The organism is Asticcacaulis taihuensis (assembly GCF_900100255.1).
Taxonomy (GTDB): domain Bacteria; phylum Pseudomonadota; class Alphaproteobacteria; order Caulobacterales; family Caulobacteraceae; genus Asticcacaulis; species Asticcacaulis taihuensis.
This window is the reverse complement of the sequence record NZ_FMTS01000001.1, coordinates 1,082,956-1,105,937: the sequence shown is the minus strand read 5'-3', so window position 1 is coordinate 1,105,937 and position 22,982 is coordinate 1,082,956. Positions and strand designations below refer to the sequence as shown.

The window sequence follows — 22,982 nt, the reverse complement described above, 5'->3', positions numbered from 1 at the left end:
TGTTTGGTTTGAAACCTATTCGCCGCGAGCGACCTGATCGAGCGTTTTGGCTGGCGTGATGGCCTGGGGATCGATGAAGCAGTGGATGATCGCCGGCTTGCCTGAGGCTTGGGCCCGCTTAAAGGCCGGGACGAATTCCGCCGTGGTGCGGACAGTCTCGCCATGGCCGCCGAAGGCTTTGGCGTAAGCGGCGAAGTCCGGGTTCTTCAGGTCGGTGCCGACGACGCGGTGCGGGTAGTTTTTTTCCTGGTGCATGCGGATGGTGCCGTACATGCCGTTGTCGATGATCAGGACGATGACCGGAATATCGTATTGCACGGCCGTGGCGAATTCATTGCCGTGCATCAGGAAACAGCCGTCGCCGGCGAAGACGACGACCGTCCTGTCCGGACACTGGCGCTTGGCCATGACGCCAGCCGGTACGCTGTAACCGACGCTGCCGGAGGTGGGGGCGATCTGGGTGCGCGGTTGGGTATGGCGCCAGTAGCGGTGCAGCCAGATGGCGTAGTTGCCGGCGCCGTTGCAGGTGATAGTGTCGGCGGGCAGGTTTTCCCGCAACCATACCATGACCTCGCCGTACTGGAAGTCGCCGGGGATCTTCGCCGGCGTGGTGGTCCACATCAGGAAATCCATATGGGCGTTTTCGGTCTCTTCGCCCCAGACAACGCGCTCGGGCGTCTTGAGATAGCCCAGGGATTGCGCGAAGGCATCCGCCGCGCAGACGATGCCCAACGTCGGCTGGTAGACCTTGCCGATTTCGCCAGCGTCCGGGAAGATGTGAACCATGGTCTGCTTGGGTGTCGGGATATCGATCAGGGTATAGCTGGAGGAGGGCACCTCGGCCATGCGCGCCCCCAGCAGGATCAGCAGGTCTGCGTCTTTTACGCGCTGGCTGAGCTTGGGGTTCTGGCCGAAACCAAGATCGCCGGCATAGGAGGGGTGATCGGCGGGAAAAAGCGCCGAACGGCGGAATTCGGTAGCGACCGGAATGCGAAAGCGCGTGGCGAAATCGGCAATGGCTTCGCAGCCTTCATAACTCCAGTTGCTGCCGCCCAGGATAATCAGTGGCCGCTTGGCGGCGGCAAGCAAGGCATCGAATTGCTGGAAGACATCGATCGACAGTTCCGGCCTGGCAAAAGCGAGCGCCGGTGCGTCGGCCACGTCTTCCATGTCGGTCAGCACGTCTTCCGGCAGGGAGATGACCACGGGACCGGGGCGGCCCTGCATGGCGATGCGGAAAGCACGGGCAACAATTTCGGGAATGCGCTTTGCGTCAGTGATCTCGACCACCCATTTGGCCACGCTGCCGAAGACCTGCTGATAGTCCATTTCCTGGAAGGCGCCGCGACCAAGCATGGCGCGCTCGACCTGGCCGATGAACAGGATCATCGGCGTCGAGTCGTGCTGAGCGATATGGACGCCGTGGGCCGCGTTGGTGGCGCCGGGGCCGCGCGTGACGAAGCAGACGCCGGGGCGGGCGGTCAGCTTGCCATAGGCCTCGGCCATGATCGCCGCGCCGCCTTCATGACGGCAGATCAGAACGTCGATATCGGCATCATGCATGGCGTCGAGCGCCGCCAGATAGCTTTCGCCGGGCACGCAGGTGACGCGATCGACGCCTTGAATCAATAGTTGATCAACAAGTATCTGGCCGCCGTTACGGTGGGTCATTTGGAGGTCCATTGGGCTTGCCCGCTGCCGAGCATAGGGGAGGGAGAGGCGGCGGACATACGTTCGCCATTGATGACGATGGGCGAGGCGACGCCTGAGACCTTGGAGCCATCGGCGGCGGTCAGGTCGAGTTTCAGGCCGCGATGGATGATCTGCGGATCGTTGAAGACGTCTTCGATGCGGTTGATCGGTCCGGCGGGCACACCGGCGGTTTCCAGCGCTTCAAGCCATTGGCTGCGGGTCTTTTGCACCAGAAAGGGCTCAAGCTCGGCCTGCAAAGCGAGACGCACGCCGACGCGCTGCGCATTGGTGGCATAGTCCGTATTGGCGGCGATATCGGTGGCGCCAAGCGCGGCGCAGAATTTCTGGAACTGGCCGTCATTGCCGACCGCGACGATGATATGGCCGTCCGCCACCCTGAACACCTGATAAGGCGCAATATTGGGATGGGCATTGCCGAGGCGCGAGGGCGACTTGCCAGAGACGAGATAGTTGCTGGCCTGGTTGGCGAGGATCGCGGTGGCGGTATCGAACAGCGACATGTCGATATGGCAGCCTTCACCGCTGATCTCACGGCCACGCACGGCGGCCAGGATAGCGGTCGAGGTATAGACGCCGGTGAAGATATCGACCACGGCGACACCGACCTTCTGCGGTTCACGTTCGGGCTCGCCGGTGATGTCCATCAGGCCGCTCATGCCCTGGATAATGTAGTCGTAGCCGGCGCGGGCGGCGTAGGGGCCATCCTGACCGAAGCCGGTGATCGAAGCGTAAATCAATCGTTGATTAATCTGCTTCAGCGATTCGTAATCAAGGCCGTATTTCTTCAGGCCGCCGACCTTGAAGTTTTCGATCAGGATATCAGCTTCCGCGGCCAGTTGGCGGATGACGGCCTGGCCTTCGGGCATCTCGAAAGCAATGGCAACCGAGGACTTACCGCGATTGGTGGCATGGAAATAGGCCGCGCCCCAGGCATTGCCGGCGGCATCGGTCACGAACGGCGGCCCCCAGGTGCGGGTATCGTCACCAACCTCCGGGCGCTCGATCTTGATGACCTCGGCGCCCAGATCGGCCAGCAACTGTCCGCACCACGGACCGGCCAGGATGCGGGCGAGTTCGAGGACTCTCAGGCCGGCGAGGGGTTTGGTGTGCGGCTTCATGCGGCAAGACACACGGAAGAAAGCAAGAAACCCCACCACCACATCTCACGCTTCGCGTTCGTGCGGTCCCCCTCCCCAACGAGTTGGGGAGGTATAAGAAAATCATACCTCCCCGGCTTTGCCGGGGAGGGGGACCGCGCCTCTCTTGAGGCGTGGTGGTGGGGTATCTCGCTTTTCATCAAAAGAACGCCGGCAATCCCGTTTGCGCCCGACCAAGGATCAGGGCGTGGACGTCGTGCGTGCCTTCGTAGGTGTTGACGGTTTCCAGGTTCTGCGCATGGCGCATGACATGGAACTCCTCGTGGATGCCGTTGCCACCATGCATATCACGCGCCTGACGGGCGATGTCGAGGGCCTTTCCGCAGTTATTGCGCTTGATCAGAGAGATCATTTCCGGCTGCATTTTGCCGGCGTCGAACAATTGCCCGACGCGCAAAGCGGCTTGCAGACCAAGCGTAATCTCGGTCTGCATATCGGCCAGCTTCTTCTGGAAGAGCTGCATCTGGGCCAGCGGCTTGCCGAACTGCTTGCGATCGAGGCCATATTGGCGGGCGCGGTGCCAGCAATCCTCGGCGGCGCCCATGGCGCCCCAGGCGATGCCGTAACGGGCGCGGTTCAGGCAGCCGAACGGTCCCTTGAGGCCCGATGCATTCGGCAGGAGCGCGTCTTCACCGACCTCGACGCCATCCATGACAATCTCGCCGGTGATCGAGGCGCGAAGCGACAGCTTGCCGTGGATTTTCGGCGCGCTTAAGCCCTTCATGCCCTTTTCCAGCACGAAGCCGCGGATGACGCCATCGAGCTTGGCCCACACCACAAAGACATCGGCGATGGGCGAGTTGGAAATCCACATCTTGGTGCCAGTGAGGCGGTAGCCGCCATCTATTTTCTCGGCGCGGGTGGTCATCGAGCCGGGATCGGAGCCGGCATCAGGCTCGGTCAGGCCAAAGCAGCCAACCCATTCACCGGAAGCCAGCTTTGGCAAATACTTCATCCGCTGGTCTTCCGAGCCATAGGCATAGATCGGATACATGACCAGCGACGACTGAACGCTCATCATCGAGCGGTAGCCGCTATCGACGCGCTCGACCTCGCGGGCGATCAGGCCATAGGCGACGTAGGACGCGCCGGCGCCGCCATATTGTTCCGGCAAGGTGGCGCCCAGCAGGCCGAGTTCGCCCATCTCGTTGAAGATGGCGCGGTCGGTATGTTCCTCGCCATAGGCCTTAAGCACACGCGGCATCAGCGAGCCTTGCGCATAGTCGCGCGCGGCTTCCATGATCATGCGTTCGTCGTCACTCAGTTGTTCGACGAGCAAAAGCGGATCATCCCATTGAAAATCAGACATCAAACACCACGCCCTGGGCCAGCGGCAGGGTGCTGCCGAAATTGATGGTGTTGGTGGTGCGGCGCATATAGGCGCGCCAGGCGTCGGAACCCGATTCACGACCGCCGCCGGTTTCCTTTTCGCCACCGAAGGCGCCGCCGATTTCAGCGCCGGAGGTGCCGATATTGACATTGGCGATGCCGCAATCCGACCCGGCGGCCGACATGAAGAGTTCGGCTTCTCGGATATCGTTGGTGAAGATTGACGACGACAGGCCGGCGCCGACATCGTTCTGCATGGCGATGGCGTCCTTCACGTCGGAATAACGCAGGACGTAGAGGATCGGCGCGAAGGTTTCACGCAGGACGGGACCTTCGTGCTTGGCCATTTCAACGATCGCCGGGCGGACATAATAGCTGTTGTCGCCGCTGACCGTGACGCGCTCGCCGCCGGTGACCACGCCGCCGGCCGCCTTGGCTTCCGACAGCGCCTTTTCAAAGCCATCGAAGGCCAGCTTGTCGATCAGCGGGCCGACCAGGGTGCCGTCTTCCATCGGATTGCCGATCTTGACCGAGGCATAGGCCTTCTTCAGGCGCGGGACGAGGGTGTCATAGACGCTGTCATGGACGAACAGGCGACGCAGGGTGGTGCAGCGCTGGCCGGCCGTGCCCATGGCGGCGAAGGCGACGCCGCGCAGGGTCAGGTCGAGGTCGGCGGTCGGCGCGACGATGGCGGCGTTGTTACCGCCGAGTTCGAGGATCGAACGGGCGAAGCGGGCGGCCAGCTTGGGGCCGACGGCGCGGCCCATGGCGGTCGAGCCGGTGGCGGAGATCAGGGCGACCTTCTCGTGATCGACCAGCACTTCGCCGATCTCGCGGGCGCCGATGATCAGGGCTGAAAGGCCGGCCGGGGCGTCATAGCCTTCATCGACATAGCGCTTGAGGGCACGCTCAAACAGCGCGTGGGTGGCGAGGCCGGTGAGCGGCGACTTTTCCGACGGCTTCCAGACGATCGAGTCGCCGCAGACCAGGGCGAGGGCCGCGTTCCAAGCCCAGACGGCGACCGGGAAGTTGAAAGCCGAAATGATGCCGACGACGCCGAGCGGCTGCCAGGTTTCCATCATGCGGTGGCTTGAGCGCTCGGTGGCGATGGTCAGGCCGTAAAGCTGGCGGGAGAGACCGACGGCGAAATCGCAGATGTCGATCATTTCCTGCACTTCGCCGAGACCTTCCGAGGTCACCTTGCCGACTTCGATGGAGACCAGCTTGCCGAGTTCGGCCTTGTGGGCGCGCAGTTCCTCACCGAAGATGCGGACCAGTTCGCCACGCTTCGGGGCAGGGATAACACGCCAGTCGAGGAACGCCTTGTGGGCGGCGTCGATGGCTTTCTTGGCGTCGGCGGCCGAGGTCTCGACGACATTGGCGATGACCTCGCCTGTGACCGGTGAGGTAACGGCCAGCGTACCGCCGGTATAGGTCTTGGCTGCGACGCCGAGGGTCTTCAGAAGTGCGGAGACATCTTCCGCAAAGCGTGTGGTTTCGGTGATCATGTTCGGTTCCTTAGAAACGTGAATCCGTGAGGTGCGCCGCCTGAGCGCCGACCTCGTAAAAAACTTCCTTGAGCGCCCGCATCTTCGCCTCGGCGGGCGTGGTGACGGGCAGGGGCAGATCGCCTTCGCCCTTTTCGCCGGCGATCAGTTCGGCCAGGGTGCGGCCCATGACCGTGCCCGGCGCGATGCCGCGGCCATTATAGCCGCTGATTCCGATGACGTTCGGCGCGAATTTGTGGAAACGCGGCAGGTTGTCGTCGGTCATGCCGATCTGGCCGTACCATTCGGCCTCGAAGGCGACATTGCCAATTTGGGGGAAAATCTTGTGCAAAGCCCGCAAAGCCCAGTCGCGGTGAATGGCTTCGCCCACGCCCTTCAACGCGCCGACGCTGCCGAAGATCAGGCGGCCATGGATATCCATACGGAAGGAGGACAGGACTTCTTTCGTATCCCACACGCCTTCCTTGCCGGGCAGGATGGTCGCGCGGATATCCTCTGGCAACGGCACGGTGGCGAAGTTGAAATAGGGCAGGTGGACCTGTTCGCGCCGGATAATTTCCCATGGCCCGCTGGTATAGGCGTCGGTGGCCATGATCACCCAGTCGGCGATGACCGAGCCCTGCGGTGTCTTCACGCGCCATTGCGCACCTTCGGCTGTCACCTCCAGCGCGGGCGAGCCGGTGTAGATGGTCGCGCCTTCTTTAAGCGCCGCCTTGGCCAGACCACGCACATAGGCCAGCGGCTGAATGGTGCCGGCGCGCAGGTCGAGCAGGGCACCGGTATAGGCATTGGAGCCGACCTTCTCGGCCGTCTCTTCGGCGGAGAGCAAACGCACCGGGGCGCCACGCAGCCGCCACTGCGTTTCGCGCTGTTGCAACTCTTCAAGCCCCACCTGACCGACGCCGCAATGCAGGGTGCCATGCTTTTGAAGCTGGCATTCGATTCGGTATTGATCGACGATCTCGAAAACGACCGAAGGCGCATCGCCTAGCAGCTTCAGCAGGCGGTCGCCGTGGACCTCACCCAGCACGTTCGGCAGTTCATCGGGCATGACCCACATGCCGGCATTGACCAGCCCGACATTACGCCCGGCACCGCCGAAACCGATCTCTTTGGCCTCAAGAACGATCGAAGCTACGCCTTTTTTCGCCAGGTGCAGCGCCGCCGAATTGCCAGTATAGCCGCCGCCGATGATACAGACGCTAGTGCGTATTTCGGCAGCCAACGTGGCCGTTTCCGGAGCGGCCGGTGCAGTGGTTTCCCAGAGACCGTGTGTTTTGGTATTGGCACTTATAGACTTGGGCATGTCATTCCATATCTGTATGGACAACTGGTTTATACGCGCTAATATGGGGCTTATCCATTGCCATTTCGGCAATATGTCATTCTCATTTGGAATGAAGTCTGATGTTGGCACCACGCCGCTTTCTGCCGCCTACCGCTCACCTGCAGGCCTTCGAAGCCGCGGCGCGCACCGGCAGCATTACGGCGGCGGCGCGCGAACTGGCCCTGACCCAGAGCGCGGTCAGCCGCCAGATCAAGGCACTGGAGGACCAGCTTGAGGTTGAGTTGTTCCACCGTGAGCGCCAGACCATCCGCCTGACTCCCGGCGGCGAAGCCTATGCCCGCGAAATCCGCGACGCGCTGAAAAAGATCAGTACGGCGTCGCTCAATCTGCGCGCCAATCCCTTCGGCGGCTCGCTCAACCTCGCCGTTTTGCCGACCTTCGGCGCCCGCTGGCTGGCGCCGCGCCTGCCGGGATTCCTCAGTCAAAATCCCGGCACCACGCTCAACCTGATCACCCGTTTGACCGCCTTCGATTTCCGTCAGGAAGCGATGGACGCCGCCATCCACCACGGAACCGGTGATTGGCCGGGGGCAGAGACCCTGCTGTTGCGTGAAGAATATGTCGTGCCGGCGTGTAGTCCCGCGCTGCTGGAGCGCTACAGGTTCGAGACCCCGGCTGATATCCGTAAGGCGCCACTGCTGCACATTACCACGCGGCCGGATGCCTGGGAGCGCTGGTTGCGCCAGAACGACGCTCCGGCCGAACATGTTCAGGGTATGCTGTTCGACCAGTTCGCCACCATGGCCCAGATGGCGCGGGCCGGTCTGGGCGTGGCCCTGTTGCCGGACTTCCTGATCGAGGAGGAACTGCGCACCGGCCAATTGGTGCGGGCACTCGATTTGCCCATGAAAAATGCCGAAGCCTATTATCTCGTCTGGCCGGAAGACCGCGCCGACCATCCACCGCTGGTCGCCTTCCGCGACTGGCTTGTCACCGAAACTATCGCCGATAACGGACAATAAGATGCAAAACCTGACCGCGCACGACCTGATCGAACGTCTGCCCTATGCCAGGCTGACGGCGCAATTGCCAAAGCTGTTGAAGGGCGAGACGAGGTCGCCGCAGCGCCATGTCCATACGATCAGTAATTCCGGCGAACCCGACGCCACCCTGCTGATGATGCCAGCCTGGAGTCAGGGTATGGGCGGGGTGAAGGTGGTCAATGTCACGCCTGGTAATGCGCGCCGCCACCTGCCGGCGGTGACGGCCAGCTACCTGCTGTTCGATGCCATTACCGGCGAACATATGGCGCTGCTTGACGGCGGCGAACTGACGGCGCGGCGCACGGCGGCGGTGGCGGCCATTGCGGCAGATCGGCTGGCTGTGGATGGTGCGAAGCACCTGCTGCTGGTCGGTTCAGGCCGGATCGCCTCGGAACTGGCCTTTGCCTACCGGGCGGTGCGCGCCATCGAGACGGTCCAGGTTTTCAGCCCGACCGCCGCCAATGCCGAGAAACTGGTCGCGGCGCTTAAGGCCGGCGGCTTCCACGCCGAGGTCTGCACCGATCTGGCAGCCGGAGTGGCAAAAGCCGATATCATCGCCTGTGCCACGCTTTCGACCGAACCGCTGATCAGGGGAGAATGGCTGCGTTCGGGTCAGCATGTGGCCCTGATCGGCGGCTATCTGAAGGATATGCGCGAGGCCGATGACGCGACCATTACGCGCGCCGACATCTGGGTTGATACTTTTGCCGCCCTGAGCGAAGCCGGTGACCTGACCCAGCCCATAGCCACCGGTTTGCTGCATCATGAAATGATCAAGGGCACCTTGCAGACGTTATGCGCCGGTGAGGTTGTGTCTGACCGTGAAGGCCGTATCACCCTGTTCAAGAGCGTGGGCGATGCCGCGCAGGATCTGGCGGCGGCGAGCTTGGCTGTAGGGTAGGAAAGGGGAACCGCAGATTACGCAGATTTGCGGGCGCTACCGCGCCCTTTTTATAATCATGACGGACTGCCGCGAGTTGCCTGCGTTATTAAGCACAGTAGATAACGCGTATACAGAGGGCGCGGTAGCGCCCGCAAATCTGCGTAATCTGTGGATCAACTTTGACTTTCTTACCAACGTGGATCGGCCTCGTGTGGCGGGATCTGCATGTCGTGCAGCAGCAGAGCCACATGTTCGCTGTCGTGGCCCTTGCGGCCCAAAATGACCGAACGCCTTACCTTGGGCGGCGTCAGACCGGCCTCGCTCAATACGCTGGCAATGCGATGATCGAATTCGTCGCGCAAAGCCGCCTTGCAGATGGAGATGCCATCCGCCAGCAGGGCATTATCGACCTCGTCCATGATGAACAGCTCATCGACGAAGTGGGACATGAAGTCCATGCTCTTGACCAGGCGCTGATGGCTGACACAGGAGGCATCACCCAGGCGAATCATCCAGTCGCGGGCGAAATCGACGTGATAGGCGACGTCTCCGGCGCACTTGGCGGCGATGTCGGCCATGGCCTTGTCGGATGAGCCCTTGAGCGCTTCCAGGAACAGAAGCTGATAGTTGGAAAACAGGAACTGCCGCGCCAAGGTCTGGGCGAAATCGCCATTCGGCTGCTCGACCAGAAGGCAATTATGGAAATCGTGGGTATCGCGGCGGAAGGCCAGGGTATCGGCGTCGCGGCCCTGCGGGTCATGCCGGGCAGCCAGTTCCAGCCAGAAGGTGGCCTGGCCGACGAGATCGAGCGCCAGGCTGGAGAGGCCGAGATCGACCTCCAGGCTGGGGGCGTGGCCGCACCAGGCACTCAGACGCTGGCCGAGAATGAGGGCATCATCGCCCAGGCGCAGCGCATATTCAAAAACGGCATTGTCGGTTTGAGGGGCGGGCTTCGTTTTTGTGCTGGTTTTCATAGCGTTTTGTTCCCTGTATCCTTTTTCATCGAGGGTGGGGCTAATGCGTTTCGACGCCAGTGACAAAAAATGCTGCACCGTGGCAGGATGCAGCATTTTCACTCTGTGTGGCGAGGGGCGCCGCCCGGTTTACGCACGCTGTCTGGGTGTGGCTTGGAGTCGAGGTGGTACTCGGATCCTGGCGGAGGCGCGGAGGCGTAAACATGGTGCTGTCTGTGGCGTTTTCTCTTGTTATTGAAAATACAATACAAAAAACCCGACGCAGGGTCAATTTCAAATACTGACATTTATGTCAAATTTGGAAAATTAACGACAGGTCGGGATATTCTGTCGTATAGTGCGGCGCAATCGGAAATTATGCCGCGCAATTCACTCCGCGGTAGAATTAAGCGAGTCATGCAGGGCATCTAGCAGGCTGTTCGAGCCAGGCTGATCGGCGGTCAGTTCCCAGATCATGACGCCGGCGCCGCTCTGCCGGGCCAGTTCGGCCTTCAGCCGGATGGTCGGGCGGCCATTATAAGTGACGTAATCGCAACCGGCGCACGCCTTGCCGAGGATATCGCTTTCGGCGACCGTATCGCCATATTCCGCCAGCAGGCCCTTGTAATCGTGGAAGCCGAGTTTGTAGCTGCCGAAGGCATGGCCATAAAACGGCACGCCCAACACCAACTGGCTCTTTTTCACGCCGCGCGCCTGCCAGACGGCGATGTCGTGTTTCGCCATGTCCAGGGTGGCGTGCTCATCGCCTGGCGTGCCCCATGAAGGGCCAACAGCATCATAGGACATGATGTTCACATAATCGAAATACGGCACGGACGAGACCGGCACCATGCCGCCTTCGGCCGAAGCGGTGGCGCAGGTGAGCAGCTTGCCGCGTTTCTTCAGTTCGGCGCTCAAGGCCTGGACAAAGGGCGTGTATTCTCCGGCCTTATCGATGGCCGTCAGCACATCCCATTCGAGGTCGACATCGATGCCATCGAGGCCGGTGTCATCGAGAAACTTTATGAGATTGGCCACGGTGACAGCGCGGTTTTCCTGCCTGAGCAGGGTGGGCCATTCGCCGGAGCATTTCGGAATGATGCCACCGCCGAGGGAGATCAGCACCTTGACGCCGGCAATGTGGGCGCGGTCGATCACCGCCTGTACATCGGCGACCGGTAGGGCGCCATGTCCTTCGGTATCCATGCAGGCCATCAGGTCGCCATTGACGATCAGTCCCTGCGGATCCGGGTTGACGAAAGACAGGTTGATATGGGTCACCTTCGTCAGGTCGATGGTATCCATATAGGGCAGCATGGGGCCCTTGAAGGCTGGCAGGTAACCGATAATCACCGGCTTTGGCGCGGGTTTCGCAACGACTGGCGTGGCGATCAGGGCCGCAGAGGCTATCAGCGCGATGAGCGGTTTCATGATGTTTCCCTCCATTTTCGGAGAGGGTGACCTACCTATTGGTCATAAGCAACAAGACCAATTTTATTTTTCCCATCCGTTGAGATGCTGTCACCAACTGGCTATTGTAGCTGCAGATATTCTCCGGACGAGGTGCGCCGTACCCGGTTACGACAAGACGACGCCACACCGGAGTCGAACCATGTCTAAAAATCCAAAATTGTGGGCGATTGTCGCCATACTCATCGCCATAGTCTCGGTGCAACTTGGCGCCACGCTGAGCAAGCATGTCTTCCCGCTGGTGGGCTCCGAAGGCACCACGGCGCTGCGCCAGTTCTTCGCCACCGTCTCCCTGTTGATCGTCTTCCAGCCGTGGCGTGGTGGGCCGGAGCGCAAGCACTGGCCGGTGCTGGCGCTGTATGGCGCCATACTCGGCGTCATGAACCTGGTCTTTTATGCTTCGATCGCCCGCATTCCGCTCGGCATCGCCGTGGCACTGGAATTTTCCGGTCCGCTCACCGTGGCGATTCTGGGGTCACGCAAATGGAGCGATTTTATCTGGGTGGCCTGTGCCGTAGCGGGGTTGCTGATCTTGCTGCCTTGGCAAGGTTTGGGGGGAGAAGGCAGCACGGCACTTGATCTGCTGGGCGTGGTCTATGCCCTGATCGCCGGCGTGCTGTGGGGACTGTATATCATTGTCGGTCAAAAGGTCGGTGATCGGGTACACGGAGGCAAGGCCGTGGCGCTTGGCATGGCCTTTTCGACCATCTTCACCGTGCCGATCGGCGTGGCCTTTGCCGGTGCTTCGCTTCTGTCGCCGACCATACTGTTTTATGGCGTCGGCATCGGTATCCTGGCGAGCGCCATTCCCTACGCGCTGGAAATGATCGCGCTGAAAGCCATGCCCGCCAAGACCTTTGGCCTGATGATGAGCCTGGAGCCAGCGGTCGCCGCTCTGCTGGGGCTTGTTATCCTGCATGAGCTTCTGACGCCGCTGCAATGGCTGGCGGTGGCGCTGGTTATTATCGCTTCAGCGGGATCGAGTCTTACGGCAAAGCGTGGATCGAACGATGCGACGGCTTAAAAGACCAAGGATTCACGAACCACGAATGGACACGAATAAACACGAATAGGCGATACGAACATTCGTGTTTATTCGTGTCCATTCGTGGTTCCAAACCTTTAGGCGGTGACGATAAAGCCTTCTTCCACGCGTACCGGCCATGGCGTCAGCGACTGCCCAGCGCACGGGCCACCAACGCACTGGCCGGAGGAGATGCGGAACAGGGCGCCATGCCAGCTACAGGAAATCAGGTCGGCCTGGGGCGTCAGGTAGTCGTCCAGTTCCTGCGCCAGGGGTAGGCCGGCGTGTGGGCAGCGATCGACATAGCCGTAATAGTCATCGGCTTTACGTACCACGAAGCCATGAAAATGCGCCTCGCCGATTTCCAGCACGAAGTTGCGCGCCGTGTCAGGCGCGATGAGATCCTTTGGCCCCAGTTTTACGCCGGCGGGGGTGGCGTAGACGCGTAAACTCATCTGGTATTGAAATCGACCGTATCGGCATCGGGCTGGTGCGCCGGATGGGCGCGCGAAAAGGCCGGGTGCTCGTCGCAGCGCTCGTTCACCGCCCGGATATTCGGGTAAGGATCAAGACTGACCCCAAAGCGCTGCGCGGAAAAAACCTGCGGCACCAGGAAACAATCGGCCAGGGTCGGGCGCTCGCCGAAGCAATAACCGCCGCCATGCCGGCCGATGAGGGTTTCAAGGGCCGTAAATCCCTCGGCGATCCAGCCCTTGGCCCACATCTTCGTCTGGGCCTCGTCGGCGTTCCAGTCCTTTTTCAGTTCGCGCAGCACCCGCAGATTGTTGAGCGGGTGGATATCGCAGGCGATCAGGCCCGCCATGGCGCGGACCACAGCACGGTCGGCGGCGGCGCGCGGCAGAAGCGGCGGTTCCGGGCAGGTTTCCTCCAGCCATTCGATGATCGCCAAGCTTTGCGTCAGGACATGGCCGCCGATATCTAGCGCCGGCACCAGACCTTGCGGATTGAGCGCCTTGTAACTATCGAGATGCTGGGCATTGGTGCGCAGGTCATGACTGTCCTGTTTGTAGTCCAGTCCCTTGAGATTGAGCGCAATGCGAACGCGATAGGCGGCGCTGGAGCGCCAGTAATCATGCAATTTGAGCATCCTCGCCTGCTTTCTCTATCTGGCTCTTATCCGGCGGGTAAAATGCGCCCGCGGCAGTCTCCGAAACCGATGCGGACAAAGCCGTCGGCTTCGGCATATGCCCTCAAGATAAGCGCATCACCGTCTTCAAGGAAGCTGCGTGTTTCATTTGACGGCAAAGTCACGGGTTTTTTACCGCCTTCGGACAGTTCCAGCAGGCTGCCGGCGCTGTCTGGGGCAGGGCCTGAAATGGTGCCGGTGCCCAGCAGGTCGCCGGTTTGCAGATTGCAGCCATTACTGGCGTGATGGGTAAGGAGCTGCGACGGGGTCCAGTACATATGGCGCGCCTCGCTACGGCTGAGGGCAAACGGCGGCAGGTTTTGCGCGCGCATTCCGGCGGTTTCTATCAATACTTCCAGCGAGAGCTTCAGCGCGCCGGCCGCCTGATCGGCTGCATCCCACAGATAGGGCAGGGGTTTTGGATCGCCTTCGGGCCGTGGCGCCTGCGCCAACCGGAAAGGCGCCAGGGCTTCCGGCGTGATGATCCATGGTGAGATCGTGGTCATGAAGTTCTTGGCCAGGAAAGGGCCGAGCGGCTGGTATTCCCACGCCTGGAAATCGCGCGCCGACCAGTCATTGAGCAGGCAGTAGCCGGCGATATGATCGGCGGCTTGAGCAATATCGATGGGCTGGCCGAGATCGTTGCCTGGGCCTATCCAGATGCCGAGTTCAAGTTCGAAATCGAGCCGCTTGCTGGGGCCAAAAGATGGGGCTTCAGCATCGGGCGCCTTGGTCTGCCCTTTCGGGCGGATGACAGGCGCACCGGAGGGGCGGATGGATGAAGCACGGCCGTGATAGCCGATCGGCACATGCTTGTAGTTGGGTAGCAGGGGATTGTCCGGCCGGAACAGCTTGCCGACGGTTACCGCGTGATGGATGCCGGCATAGAAGTCGGTATAGTCGCCGATGCGCGTCGGCAGGTGCAGGGTGCAGTCAGCGGCGGCATGAAGATAGGGCTCGGCGGCTTCGCGGTACTGTGGATCGCTGAGCAGGTTTGACAGTTGCTGGCGCACGGACTTGCGCAGGGCCGGCGTGGCCAGAACGGCTTCCATGGTTGGGCTATCCAGCCTCAGGCCAGCGGCGACAAGCGCCTGCCATTCGATGATATGGTCGCCGATGGCCGTACCTGGACGCGGCGCCTCATTTGCCGGCGAGAACAGGCCGAGCGGCAGGTTCTGGACGGGGAAGTCCGCATGATCATTGGCGTTGGCGACCCATGAGGTCAGTTTTGGATCGTGGGTTGCGTCTATCATTCTGGCTTCAGTGTTTGTGGTGCGTGAGATTTAGGTGATCCACAGATTACACAGATTATGCGGGCGCTACCGCGCCCTTTCCGCGTTTGTGCCGGACTACTGAGAAAAAAATGCACATGTGACGCTTCGCGTCGCTATAGCGCTATATTTAGTTCAGACACCGAGGGCGCGGTAGCGCCCGCATAATCTGTGTAATCTGTGGATAAACCTTCTTTACTTTGGCGATTTAGCCTTTTTGAAATTGTCCCAGCACTGGTCATAGTCGCGTTGCAGCAGCGGCGTTTCCATGGCGAAGGTCGTCGGAATAAAGGGCAGGCGGCTCTCAAACATAAAGGCCATTGTTCCTTCAATCTTGTGCGGTTTGAGATCGGCCGCGATGGCGGCCTCATAGCTCGCCTTGTCCGGGCCGTGGCCGTTCATGCAGTTGTGCAGGCTTGCGCCGCCGGGCGCGAAGCCCTCGGCTTTGGCGTCGTAGGCGCCGGTGATCAGGCCCATGAATTCGCTCATGATATTGCGGTGGAACCACGGCGGGCGGAAGGTATGTTCGGCCACCATCCAGCGCGGCGGGAAGATGACGAAATCGGCATTGGCCGTGCCGGGTGTTTCCGATGGCGAGGTCAGTACAGTGAAGATCGACGGATCGGGATGGTCGAAACTGACGGTATTGATCGTGTTGAAGCGCCGCAGGTCGTAGCGATACGGCGCCAGATTGCCATGCCAGGCCACGACATCGAGCGGTGAATGATCAAGTTTTGCGGTCCAAAGCCGGCCGCAGAACTTCTGTATGAGCTCGTAATCGCCATCGATATCCTCGAAGGCAGCGACTGGTGTTTCAAAGTCGCGCGTATTGGCCAGGCCGTTGGCGCCTATCGGTCCGAGGTCGGGCAGGCGGAACGGATGACCGTGGTTTTCCAGTACGTAGCCGGTCGCGTGCCCATCGGGCAGAGCGACACGGAACTTCACGCCGCGCGGAATGACGGCGATCTGCAAAGGTTCGATTTTCAGTACGCCCATTTCGGTAAAGATCACCAACCGGCCGGATTGCGGCACGATCAGCCATTCGCCATCGGCATCAAAAAAAGCGCGGTTCATCGAGCGGTTGGCGGCGTAGAGCCAGACGGTGACGCCGGTTTGGGCGGCTGGGTCGCCATTGGCGGCGTAGGCAGTCAGGCCGTCGATGAAATCGGCCGGTTTGTCAGGCGCAGTCAGCGGCAACCAGCGCAGGCGGTTAGGCGTCGGCGGTGCGAAGGTGGGGGCATCGCGGTAAAGGGTGAACGGTGCGTGGCTGGCTGAGGGGCGCAGGCGGTAGAGCCAGGCACGGCGGTTCTCAGCGCGCGGCGCAGTGAAGGCCGAGCCGGAAAGTTGCTCGGCATAGAGGCCGAAAGGCACCTGTTGCGGTGAATTCTGGCCCACCGGCAGGGCAGCGGGCACCGCCTCGGTGGAGAAATGATTGCCGAAGCCGGTCATGTATGCAGGGTTATCCGTCATTGTTGTTTCCCTGTAAAAGCAAGAAACCCCACCACCATCCGTCTTCGCCTGAAGGCTTCGCCGGACGGTCCCCCTCCCCATCGGAGATGGGGAGGTACAAGAGGTTACGCCACTTTAATGACCCCGCGCCGTATCTGATCCAGCTCAATCGACTCAAACAGCGCCTGGAAATTGCCGTTGCCGAAGCCCTGATTGCCCTTGCGTTGGATAACCTCGAAGAAGATCGGCCCAAAGGTATTCTCGGTGAATATCTGCAACAATATGCCTTCTTCGCCGACATTACCATCGATCAGGATACGGTTGGCTTTCAGGCGCTCCAGATCCTCGCCATGGCCGGGCACGCGTTTATCGACGAGGTCGTAATAGGTCTCGATCGTGTCCTGCAATTTCACGCCACGGGCGCGCAGTTTCTCAACGGTTTCATAGATATTGTTCGTGGTGAGCGCGATGTGCTGGATGCCTTCGCCATTATATTGGCGCAGGAATTCCTCGATCTGGCTTGTGTCGTCCTGGCTCTCGTTGAGAGGTATGCGCAGCTTGCCATCCGGCGCGATCATCGCCTGTGAGAACAGGCCCGTCGCCTGGCCCTTGATATCGAAATATTTCTGCTCCTCGAAGCCGAAAACCTGGGCATAAAAGCTTGACCAGGTGCGCATCTGGCCACGCGCCACATTGTGCGTCAGGTGGTCGAGCACCTGGAAGCCGACACTGTTCAGGTGCTCGTCATCCGCGGCGCCGGGCACGGCGTCCCAGTCAGCGTAAATATCATGATCGACGAGATAGAGCAGCGAGCCGCCGATGCCCTTCAACGCGAAACTGCCTTTGCCAAGTGCGCCTTGTGACGCATCGGCCGCCTGCGCGCCGTTCTGCAAGGCCAGTTCATAGGCGGCTTTCGCATCGGTGACGCGGAAGGCCATGCCGTTGGCCGAAGGGCCGTGATGCGTGGCGAAATCTAGCGCCTGCTGGCTGGCGGCGGTATTCAGCAGGAAGTTGATCGTGCCCTGCTTGTAGCGGACAATATCGCGCGTCTTATGGCGCGAGGCGGCGACAAAGCCCAGCATTTCCAGTTGCGCCGCCATGGCGGCTGTATCCGGGCCGGTGAATTCGACAAACTCAAAACCATTGAGACCTAAAGGATTAGCAGTCATTTTATTCTCCTTTGCTCAGGGACGGGGCTAAGGCCGCGGCGAAACGCGGCAGGTTTTCAGAGGTCAGGCCGGCGATGTTCATGCGGCCGTTTTCGATCATGTAGATGCCATCTCGGACGCGAAGCTCAGTGACGGCCTCCCGGCTGAGCGGGAGCAGGGCGAACATGCCGGTCTGCTGCGCCACCGAGGCGAGTTGCGGCACGGCTCGCGCCAGTTCCGCACGCATGGCGTTCAGGCGGGCGCGCATGGTGGTGAGTTCGGCCTGCCAGCTTGCGGTCAGTTCGGGTGATTCCAGAATGGTGCGAACCACAGACGCGCCGTGATCGGGAGGCATGGACCACATGGACCGGCCGACCTTCATGCAGGTAGCGCGGGCACGTAGCGCCGCTTGCGCGTGGCTGCCCCTGATCCACAGGGCGCCGAGGCGCTCGCGGTAGAGGCCGAAATTCTTGGAGCACGAGGCGGTAATCAGCGCTTCAGGTACAATGTCGAGCAGGGCGCGCATATTGGCGGCGTCCTCTTCCAGGCCGTGACCCAGGCCCTGATAGGCGATATCGACCAGCGGCAGCAGGCCCTTGCGCGCGCAGAGATCGGCGATGGCGCGCCACTGATCGGTCGTGAAACCGGCCCCGGTCGGGTTGTGGCAGCAGGCGTGCAGCAGCAAAACGTCACCGGTGCGGGCCGTTTCGAGTGCGCTCATCATTTCGTCGAACAGGATAGTCTGCGTTGCCTGGTCAAAGAACGGATGCTCCAGCACTGTAAGGCCGGCCGAGCGCATCAGGCCGTAGTGATTGACCCAACTCGGCGTGCCGACCCAGATACGGGCATCCGGGTTGGCGCGGGCGATCAGTTCGGCCGCCAGGCGTAAAGCGCCGGTCCCGCCTGGCGTCTGCATTCCGCAATAACGATCATCGGCGGCGCGCGCGGCACCCAGTACAATCGGCGCCAGCAGCGAGACAAACCGTGCATCGCCTTCGGCCGCCACATAAGCCTTGGTGGTCTGGGCCTCGGCAACGATCCGCTCGGCCTGACGTACGGCCTGCATCACCGGCGTGCGCCCCTTTTCATCGCCATAAACGCCGATGCCGAGGTCGATCTTGCCATCGCGCGGATCACTGCGCAGTTGGCGCAACAGAGTCAGCATGGCATCGAGCGGCTGGTCGTCCAGCGCGTCAAAGAGCCGGGTTTGGGTCGGGCAGGCCAGGGCGTCGGCGGTCATGGCGGATCTCACAGATATAGTATCTTGTGAAACTATGCCTGTTGCCGCGTCGTGGCAATCGTTTTTTTGACCTGTTTCAGTCCCCGGTTTTCACGAGCCCGTGAGAGTGGATTTTTTGCCGGTGCCGATAAAGACCATGACCGCAAAGAAAATGATCTGGATGGCGGTAAGGAGCGAGCCGATACCGACCACCGGTTCTGCCCAGGCCGCCCGGATCTGCGCGCCCCATATGCCGGGTATGAAGATCACCAGGCCGATGACGGCGATCGCGTAGTGGATTAGGGTGGTTTTGCGCGATAGCTGGGGGTGGCTATTATAGAACAGGCCGGCCAGGAACATCAGGACGCCGCCGACAAGATTCAGGTGCGCGTGGGTCGGCATCTGGGTGAAATCATGCGTGCCGCCCATATACATGCCGAGCGTGATACCGATGCACAGGAAAACAACGCTGGTACGGAGAAAAATATTACCGTTCATGACATCCCCCTTATGGGGCCCCTGTGGGCCCTGCTTTTTGGATGCGCATAGTTAACGTAACGGTGATATTTCTGCAAGTTGTGTGTTCGGGGTGATTGTCAGACGCCATATTCCGGCGCAGGGTAGCGCTAACGCCCATCAGAGGCGGATAAGGAGATGAGCCCCATGAAGCCTGTTGCTGCCCTGTGTTCTGCCGTTCTGTGTTCCGCCGCTCTGGCGTTTGCTGCTTTTTCCGCGCATGCCCAGACCGGTTTCGATGTCGCCATTACCGTTGATGACCTGCCGGCGCATGGCAGTGTGCCGCCGGGCGTTAGCCGTATCGATGTGGCGCGCGATTACCTGGCGGCGCTGAAGGCGCACAATGTCCCGGCCGTCTATGGTTTCGTCAATGCCGTGGCGCTGGAGCGCGAACCGGGCAGCGGGACGGCGCTCGACATGTGGCGCGCCGCCGGCTATCCCCTGGGCAACCACACCTACAGCCATATGAATATCAATTCCGGCTCGCTGGAGGCTTTCGAGGCCGACCTGGAAAAAGGCGAACCGGCCATCCGCGACCGCATGAAGGGTGAAGACTGGCGCTACCTGCGCTTTCCTTATCTGAGTGCCGGTGACGACGCTCATCATGCCGGGATTATCGCCTATCTGAAAGCGCACAAGTACAAGATCGCCGATGTCTCGATCAGTTTCAATGACTGGGCCTATACCGAGACCTATGCGCGCTGCATGGCCAAGGGCGATTCAGAAGCCATTGAGAGCATGAAGATTCAATATATGCAGGGGGTGAAGGCGTCGATCGCGCGCTCTCTGATGGCCTCGCAGAAGGTCTATGGCCGCCAGATTTCGCACGTCCTGCTGATCCACGAAGGTGCCTTCACCGCCCTGATGCTGCCGGAAGTGCTGACTGCCTTTGAAGAAGAGGGCGCGCATTTCGTGACGCTCGACCAGGCGCAGAGCGATCCGGCCTACAGCGCGGCGAGTGCGCACCAGGGCGAGGGGCTGCTGATCGAGCGCACGGCGAAGGAAAAGGGCATAGACCTGTGGAGCGACGCCCCGCCCGACGTCGATATCAGCAATCTCGACGGGATGTGCCGCTAAAACGCTTCGGAGATGATCTCGCTGTCACCGGAGAACCAGGCGCGTTTCATACCCTGTGAGCGAAAGGGCGCGATGACCTCGCCGTTGCGATTCAACGCAATCAGGCCGCCCTCGCCGTCCATATCGACGATCTGTTGCAGCACTGTATCGGCTGAATCACTTAGCGTTTGCCCGCCCGCGTGGCGGAAGGCCAGTTGCGCTGAGGCATTGACGCGCATGAAGTATTCGCCCTGGCCGGTGCAGGAAACGGCGGTCTGGCCATCGGCCCAGGTGCCGGCGCCGATGATGGGCGTATCGCCGACGCGGCCGGCCATCTTGCCGAAAACACCGGCGGTCGAGGTGGCCGAGGCGAGGTTGCCGTGTGAGTCAAGGCAGACGCAGCCGACCGTGCCGTGCGCCAATGTGCCGGGCGGATGGTTGGATTCAAACCGGCCGGCGCGGGTGAAATAGTCCGCTTCATCGGCGATCGGCGCAAAGCCCTGCTCGTTGGCGAAGAGCGCTGCGCCATCACCAGCCAGCATGACGTGCGGTGTCTTTTCCATGACGGCACGGGCGACCAGAATAGGATTGGCGAAGCCCTGCAGAGCGGTGACCGACCCGCAAGTCTGGTCGGCGCCGTTCATCAGGCTGGCGTCCAGTTCATAGTGGCCGGCCTGGTTGGGCGAAGCGCCTCGGCCGGCGACATAGAGCCCGGAATCTTCCAGTTTGCGCACCGTTTCTGTGACGACATCCAGCGCTTTTGCTCCGGCTCTCAGGGAGAGGCGGGCGGCTTCGGCGATCTCGCGCATATTGGCGATCTCGGCACTGTAGTCGCGGCCTTTTTTGGCGCCAGCGCCACCGTGGAGGGCAAAAGCGATCATGGGAATCTCCGTTACGTTTGTAACCGGCTATGACGCTATGCGATGAGGGATGCAAGAAAGAAAAAGGAATCCACAGATAAGCCAGATAAGCACAGATTTCATGGTCACGATGCGAGCCGGAGCATGGAATCTGTTCCTTGGCGCGAAGCGCCTTTTCTATCTGTGCTTATCTGGCTTATCTGTGGATCAAACCTTTCTTAATCCGCCGCGTGGGTGACCGGCCCCTGAACGAGTGTCTTGCGGCACAGCCAGACGAACGGCACCAGCAGCAGGATGATGATCGACGAGATACGGAACAGGTCGACGGTCGCCAGCAGAAATGCCTGACTGGAGACCTGCCGCATGATGACACCAATGCCTTGGGCCGTTGTCAGACCATGTTCGCTCGCCTGATTGAGAGCGTTCGTCATTGCATCGCTCAGGCCACCTCCGCCTCCGCCCGGATTTCCGGGGCCGCCCATTACCTCGGCCAGGCGCGTCTGATGCTGGGTCTCGCTGCGTTCCCACAGGGTGGTGACCAGCGAGGCGGCGAAGGAACCGGCGATGATACGGGCGAAATTAGATAGGCCGGAAGCCGCCGGCACGCGCTGGGGCGGGATGCCATTCAGTCCGATACTAATGAACGAGATGAAGAACATGCTCATGGCCGCGCCCATGACCAGCATCGGCAGGGTCAGTACAAAGAAGCTGGCGTCGGTGGTGAAAAGTGAGCGCATATAGAAGGACAGGGCGAACAGCAGCAGGGACACTGAGCCAAGGATACGGGCGTCGTATTTATTCAGCAGGCGCGCGGCAAATGGCGTCATGATCACGGCCACGGCGCCGGAAGGGGCGGCCGCGAGCCCGGCCCAGGTGGCAATATAGCCCATATTTGTTTGCAGCCACAGGGGCATCAGCAGGTTGGCGCCGAAGAAGATGGCATAGGCGATGCACAGGATGAGGGTGCCGAAGGCGAAGTTGCGTGTCTTGAAGAAGGACAGATCCACCATCGGGTTCTTGTCGTTCAGTTCCCAGATCACCCAGGCGATAAAGCCGATGATGGCGATGATGGTTTCGACCACGATGGCCGGCGAATTAAACCAGTCGGCCTCCTTGCCGGTATCGAGCATGACCTGTAGTGCGCCGACCCAGACAACCAGCAGGGCAAAGCCGGTGCGGTCGATCGGCCGCTGGAAGGTCGGGGTTTCGCGGTCAGACATGCCACGCCAGCAGAAGAAGGCGCAGAAGGCCCCTACCGGCACATTGATGAAGAAGATCCACGGCCAGGTCATGTTGTCGGATATCCAGCCACCGAAAATCGGGCCGCAGATCGGCGCCACCAGCGTGGTCATCGACCAGATGGCCAGGGCCGTGCCGCGCTTGTTGGGCGGGAAGATCATCATCAGCAGGGCTTGCGAACCGGGGATCATAGGCCCGGAAACCGCGCCCTGCAGGATGCGGAAGAAGATCAGGGAATTGATGTCCCAGGCCACGCCGCACAGAAAGGAGGCGATGGTGAACAGGACAACGGCGGCGGTAAAGGTCTTGACCACGCCGTAACGGCCCATCAGCCAGCCGGTGAGGGGCACGGAAATGCCGTTGGCCACGGCGAAAGACGTAATGACCCAGGTGCCCTGCGAGGTTGACACGCCGAGGTCGCCGGCGATGGTCGGGATCGAGACGTTGGCGATGGTCGAATCCAGCACCTGCATGAAGGTGCCGAGCGCCAGGGCGATGGCGGTCAGGGCCAGCAGGCCGCCGGTCATGGGGGCAGGAGCGGTATTGACAGAAGTGGAGGAGGACATGGAGCCTCTAAAAGAAAGGAGCCCCTCACCCCAACCCTCTCCCCGTAAACGGGGCGAGGGGGCTTGACGGTGTTTTAACCCCCTCTCCCTGCGAGAGCGGGGAGAGGGTTGGGGTGAGGGGCATTAAACCGTAAATTGGCAAC

The 22,982-nt window shown here is 61.0% G+C and carries 20 protein-coding genes and 1 riboswitch; of the genes, 4 read left to right on the top strand and 16 right to left on the bottom strand.

Features of this window, described 5'->3' with window-relative positions; all coding sequences use genetic code 11:
- Positions 1-15: 15 nt before the first annotated feature.
- The 5 genes from BLO49_RS05215 to BLO49_RS05195 all read right to left on the bottom strand — a co-directional run bounded on the left by BLO49_RS05215 (position 16) and on the right by BLO49_RS05195 (position 7,013).
- Positions 16-1,671: a thiamine pyrophosphate-binding protein gene (locus tag BLO49_RS05215; protein ID WP_090646151.1), complete on the bottom strand. Its 1,656-nt coding sequence runs from the start codon at positions 1,669-1,671 to the stop codon at positions 16-18.
- Positions 1,668-2,831, bottom strand: coding sequence for a CaiB/BaiF CoA transferase family protein (locus BLO49_RS05210; RefSeq protein WP_090645065.1), 1,164 nt, complete (start codon positions 2,829-2,831; stop codon positions 1,668-1,670). The genes BLO49_RS05215 and BLO49_RS05210 overlap by 4 nt, the downstream gene beginning before the upstream one ends.
- Positions 2,832-3,009: 178 nt before the next feature.
- Positions 3,010-4,179, bottom strand: a complete 1,170-nt coding sequence (locus BLO49_RS05205; RefSeq protein ID WP_090645062.1) for an acyl-CoA dehydrogenase — start codon at positions 4,177-4,179, stop codon at positions 3,010-3,012.
- A complete protein-coding gene (gene amaB, locus BLO49_RS05200) occupies positions 4,172-5,707 on the bottom strand; it encodes an L-piperidine-6-carboxylate dehydrogenase (RefSeq protein WP_090645059.1) in 1,536 nt (511 codons plus the stop codon). Before amaB ends, BLO49_RS05205 begins: the two co-directional genes overlap by 8 nt.
- A gap of 10 nt (positions 5,708-5,717) precedes the next feature.
- Complete coding sequence (locus BLO49_RS05195) at positions 5,718-7,013, bottom strand: NAD(P)/FAD-dependent oxidoreductase (protein ID WP_090645056.1); 1,296 nt, start codon at positions 7,011-7,013, stop codon at positions 5,718-5,720.
- A gap of 101 nt (positions 7,014-7,114) precedes the next feature.
- Here BLO49_RS05195 and BLO49_RS05190 point away from each other — a divergent pair, with 101 nt between their 5' ends.
- Both BLO49_RS05190 and lhpI read left to right on the top strand, forming a co-directional pair.
- Positions 7,115-8,017, top strand: coding sequence for a LysR family transcriptional regulator (locus BLO49_RS05190; RefSeq protein WP_090645053.1), 903 nt, complete (start codon positions 7,115-7,117; stop codon positions 8,015-8,017).
- Between the two features lies 1 nt (position 8,018).
- The gene (gene lhpI / locus BLO49_RS05185) at positions 8,019-8,939 is read left to right on the top strand and encodes a bifunctional Delta(1)-pyrroline-2-carboxylate/Delta(1)-piperideine-2-carboxylate reductase (RefSeq protein WP_090645050.1); all 921 of its coding nucleotides are present in this window, start codon (positions 8,019-8,021) and stop codon (positions 8,937-8,939) included.
- Positions 8,940-9,109: 170 nt separating this feature from the next.
- Here the strand turns inward: lhpI and paaC are convergent, their stop codons facing one another.
- Together paaC and BLO49_RS05175 are read right to left on the bottom strand one after the other, a co-directional pair.
- The gene (paaC, locus tag BLO49_RS05180; protein WP_090645048.1) at positions 9,110-9,895 is read right to left on the bottom strand and encodes a 1,2-phenylacetyl-CoA epoxidase subunit PaaC; all 786 of its coding nucleotides are present in this window, start codon (positions 9,893-9,895) and stop codon (positions 9,110-9,112) included.
- Between the two features lie 369 nt (positions 9,896-10,264).
- On the bottom strand, positions 10,265-11,305 hold the full coding sequence (locus BLO49_RS05175) for a glycosyl hydrolase family 18 protein (RefSeq protein WP_090645045.1): 1,041 nt from the start codon (positions 11,303-11,305) through the stop codon (positions 10,265-10,267).
- A 101-nt stretch (positions 11,306-11,406) separates the two neighbouring features.
- Positions 11,407-11,472: riboswitch (guanidine-III (ykkC-III) riboswitch) on the top strand.
- Positions 11,473-11,486: 14 nt separating this feature from the next.
- On the opposite strand from BLO49_RS05175, the gene BLO49_RS05170 reads away from it, so the two are divergent.
- Complete coding sequence (locus BLO49_RS05170; protein WP_090645042.1) at positions 11,487-12,368, top strand: EamA family transporter; 882 nt, start codon at positions 11,487-11,489, stop codon at positions 12,366-12,368.
- 98 nt (positions 12,369-12,466) lie between these two features.
- Here the strand turns inward: BLO49_RS05170 and BLO49_RS05165 are convergent, their stop codons facing one another.
- The 7 genes from BLO49_RS05165 to BLO49_RS05135 form a co-directional block, all read right to left on the bottom strand.
- Entirely contained in the window at positions 12,467-12,823 is a 357-nt protein-coding gene (locus BLO49_RS05165; protein ID WP_090645039.1) for a Rieske (2Fe-2S) protein, read from the bottom strand.
- Complete coding sequence (gene maiA, locus BLO49_RS05160) at positions 12,820-13,476, bottom strand: maleylacetoacetate isomerase (protein ID WP_090645036.1); 657 nt, start codon at positions 13,474-13,476, stop codon at positions 12,820-12,822. Before maiA ends, BLO49_RS05165 begins: the two co-directional genes overlap by 4 nt.
- A gap of 26 nt (positions 13,477-13,502) precedes the next feature.
- Positions 13,503-14,768, bottom strand: coding sequence for a fumarylacetoacetase (gene fahA / locus BLO49_RS05155; RefSeq protein WP_090645033.1), 1,266 nt, complete (start codon positions 14,766-14,768; stop codon positions 13,503-13,505).
- A gap of 213 nt (positions 14,769-14,981) precedes the next feature.
- Complete coding sequence (hmgA, locus tag BLO49_RS05150) at positions 14,982-16,256, bottom strand: homogentisate 1,2-dioxygenase (protein ID WP_220083695.1); 1,275 nt, start codon at positions 16,254-16,256, stop codon at positions 14,982-14,984.
- Between the two features lie 104 nt (positions 16,257-16,360).
- Positions 16,361-17,404 (bottom strand): 4-hydroxyphenylpyruvate dioxygenase, encoded by a 1,044-nt coding sequence (gene hppD, locus BLO49_RS05145; protein WP_090645027.1) that lies wholly within the window; start codon positions 17,402-17,404, stop codon positions 16,361-16,363.
- 1 nt (position 17,405) lies between these two features.
- Positions 17,406-18,623 carry an amino acid aminotransferase gene (locus tag BLO49_RS05140; protein ID WP_090645024.1) on the bottom strand — a complete coding sequence of 406 codons (1,218 nt, stop codon included), beginning with the start codon at positions 18,621-18,623 and terminating at the stop codon, positions 17,406-17,408.
- Between the two features lie 90 nt (positions 18,624-18,713).
- Positions 18,714-19,100: a hypothetical protein gene (locus tag BLO49_RS05135; protein WP_090645022.1), complete on the bottom strand. Its 387-nt coding sequence runs from the start codon at positions 19,098-19,100 to the stop codon at positions 18,714-18,716.
- 165 nt (positions 19,101-19,265) lie between these two features.
- On the opposite strand from BLO49_RS05135, the gene BLO49_RS05130 reads away from it, so the two are divergent.
- On the top strand, positions 19,266-20,195 hold the full coding sequence (locus tag BLO49_RS05130) for a polysaccharide deacetylase family protein (RefSeq protein WP_090645019.1): 930 nt from the start codon (positions 19,266-19,268) through the stop codon (positions 20,193-20,195).
- On the opposite strand, the gene BLO49_RS05125 is transcribed toward BLO49_RS05130, so the two are convergent.
- Together BLO49_RS05125 and BLO49_RS05120 are read right to left on the bottom strand one after the other, a co-directional pair.
- The gene (locus BLO49_RS05125; RefSeq protein WP_090645016.1) at positions 20,192-21,055 is read right to left on the bottom strand and encodes an isoaspartyl peptidase/L-asparaginase family protein; all 864 of its coding nucleotides are present in this window, start codon (positions 21,053-21,055) and stop codon (positions 20,192-20,194) included. The genes BLO49_RS05130 and BLO49_RS05125 overlap by 4 nt on opposite strands.
- Before the next feature lie 197 nt (positions 21,056-21,252).
- On the bottom strand, positions 21,253-22,839 hold the full coding sequence (locus BLO49_RS05120; RefSeq protein WP_281187199.1) for a DHA2 family efflux MFS transporter permease subunit: 1,587 nt from the start codon (positions 22,837-22,839) through the stop codon (positions 21,253-21,255).
- Between the last annotated feature and the right edge of the window lie 143 nt (positions 22,840-22,982).

Excerpts from the sequence above, each read along its gene's own strand:
- BLO49_RS05170 (WP_090645042.1), top strand. The coding sequence starts at position 11,487 with ATGTCTAAAAATCCAAAATTGTGGGCGATTGTCGCCATACTCATCGCC.
- BLO49_RS05125 (WP_090645016.1), bottom strand. The coding sequence starts at position 21,055 with ATGATCGCTTTTGCCCTCCACGGTGGCGCTGGCGCCAAAAAAGGCCGC.
- BLO49_RS05205 (WP_090645062.1), bottom strand. The coding sequence starts at position 4,179 with ATGTCTGATTTTCAATGGGATGATCCGCTTTTGCTCGTCGAACAACTG.
- BLO49_RS05135 (WP_090645022.1), bottom strand. The coding sequence starts at position 19,100 with ATGAACGGTAATATTTTTCTCCGTACCAGCGTTGTTTTCCTGTGCATC.
- hmgA (WP_220083695.1), bottom strand. The coding sequence starts at position 16,256 with ATGACGGATAACCCTGCATACATGACCGGCTTCGGCAATCATTTCTCC.
- amaB (WP_090645059.1), bottom strand. The coding sequence starts at position 5,707 with ATGATCACCGAAACCACACGCTTTGCGGAAGATGTCTCCGCACTTCTG.
- hppD (WP_090645027.1), bottom strand. The coding sequence starts at position 17,404 with ATGACTGCTAATCCTTTAGGTCTCAATGGTTTTGAGTTTGTCGAATTC.
- BLO49_RS05165 (WP_090645039.1), bottom strand. The coding sequence starts at position 12,823 with ATGAGTTTACGCGTCTACGCCACCCCCGCCGGCGTAAAACTGGGGCCA.
- BLO49_RS05215 (WP_090646151.1), bottom strand. The coding sequence starts at position 1,671 with ATGACCCACCGTAACGGCGGCCAGATACTTGTTGATCAACTATTGATT.
- lhpI (WP_090645050.1), top strand. The coding sequence starts at position 8,019 with ATGCAAAACCTGACCGCGCACGACCTGATCGAACGTCTGCCCTATGCC.
- BLO49_RS05130 (WP_090645019.1), top strand. The coding sequence starts at position 19,266 with ATGAAGCCTGTTGCTGCCCTGTGTTCTGCCGTTCTGTGTTCCGCCGCT.
- BLO49_RS05175 (WP_090645045.1), bottom strand. The coding sequence starts at position 11,305 with ATGAAACCGCTCATCGCGCTGATAGCCTCTGCGGCCCTGATCGCCACG.
- BLO49_RS05120 (WP_281187199.1), bottom strand. The coding sequence starts at position 22,839 with ATGTCCTCCTCCACTTCTGTCAATACCGCTCCTGCCCCCATGACCGGC.
- BLO49_RS05140 (WP_090645024.1), bottom strand. The coding sequence starts at position 18,623 with ATGACCGCCGACGCCCTGGCCTGCCCGACCCAAACCCGGCTCTTTGAC.
- paaC (WP_090645048.1), bottom strand. The coding sequence starts at position 9,895 with ATGAAAACCAGCACAAAAACGAAGCCCGCCCCTCAAACCGACAATGCC.
- BLO49_RS05190 (WP_090645053.1), top strand. The coding sequence starts at position 7,115 with ATGTTGGCACCACGCCGCTTTCTGCCGCCTACCGCTCACCTGCAGGCC.
- maiA (WP_090645036.1), bottom strand. The coding sequence starts at position 13,476 with ATGCTCAAATTGCATGATTACTGGCGCTCCAGCGCCGCCTATCGCGTT.
- fahA (WP_090645033.1), bottom strand. The coding sequence starts at position 14,768 with ATGATAGACGCAACCCACGATCCAAAACTGACCTCATGGGTCGCCAAC.
- BLO49_RS05210 (WP_090645065.1), bottom strand. The coding sequence starts at position 2,831 with ATGAAGCCGCACACCAAACCCCTCGCCGGCCTGAGAGTCCTCGAACTC.
- BLO49_RS05195 (WP_090645056.1), bottom strand. The coding sequence starts at position 7,013 with ATGCCCAAGTCTATAAGTGCCAATACCAAAACACACGGTCTCTGGGAA.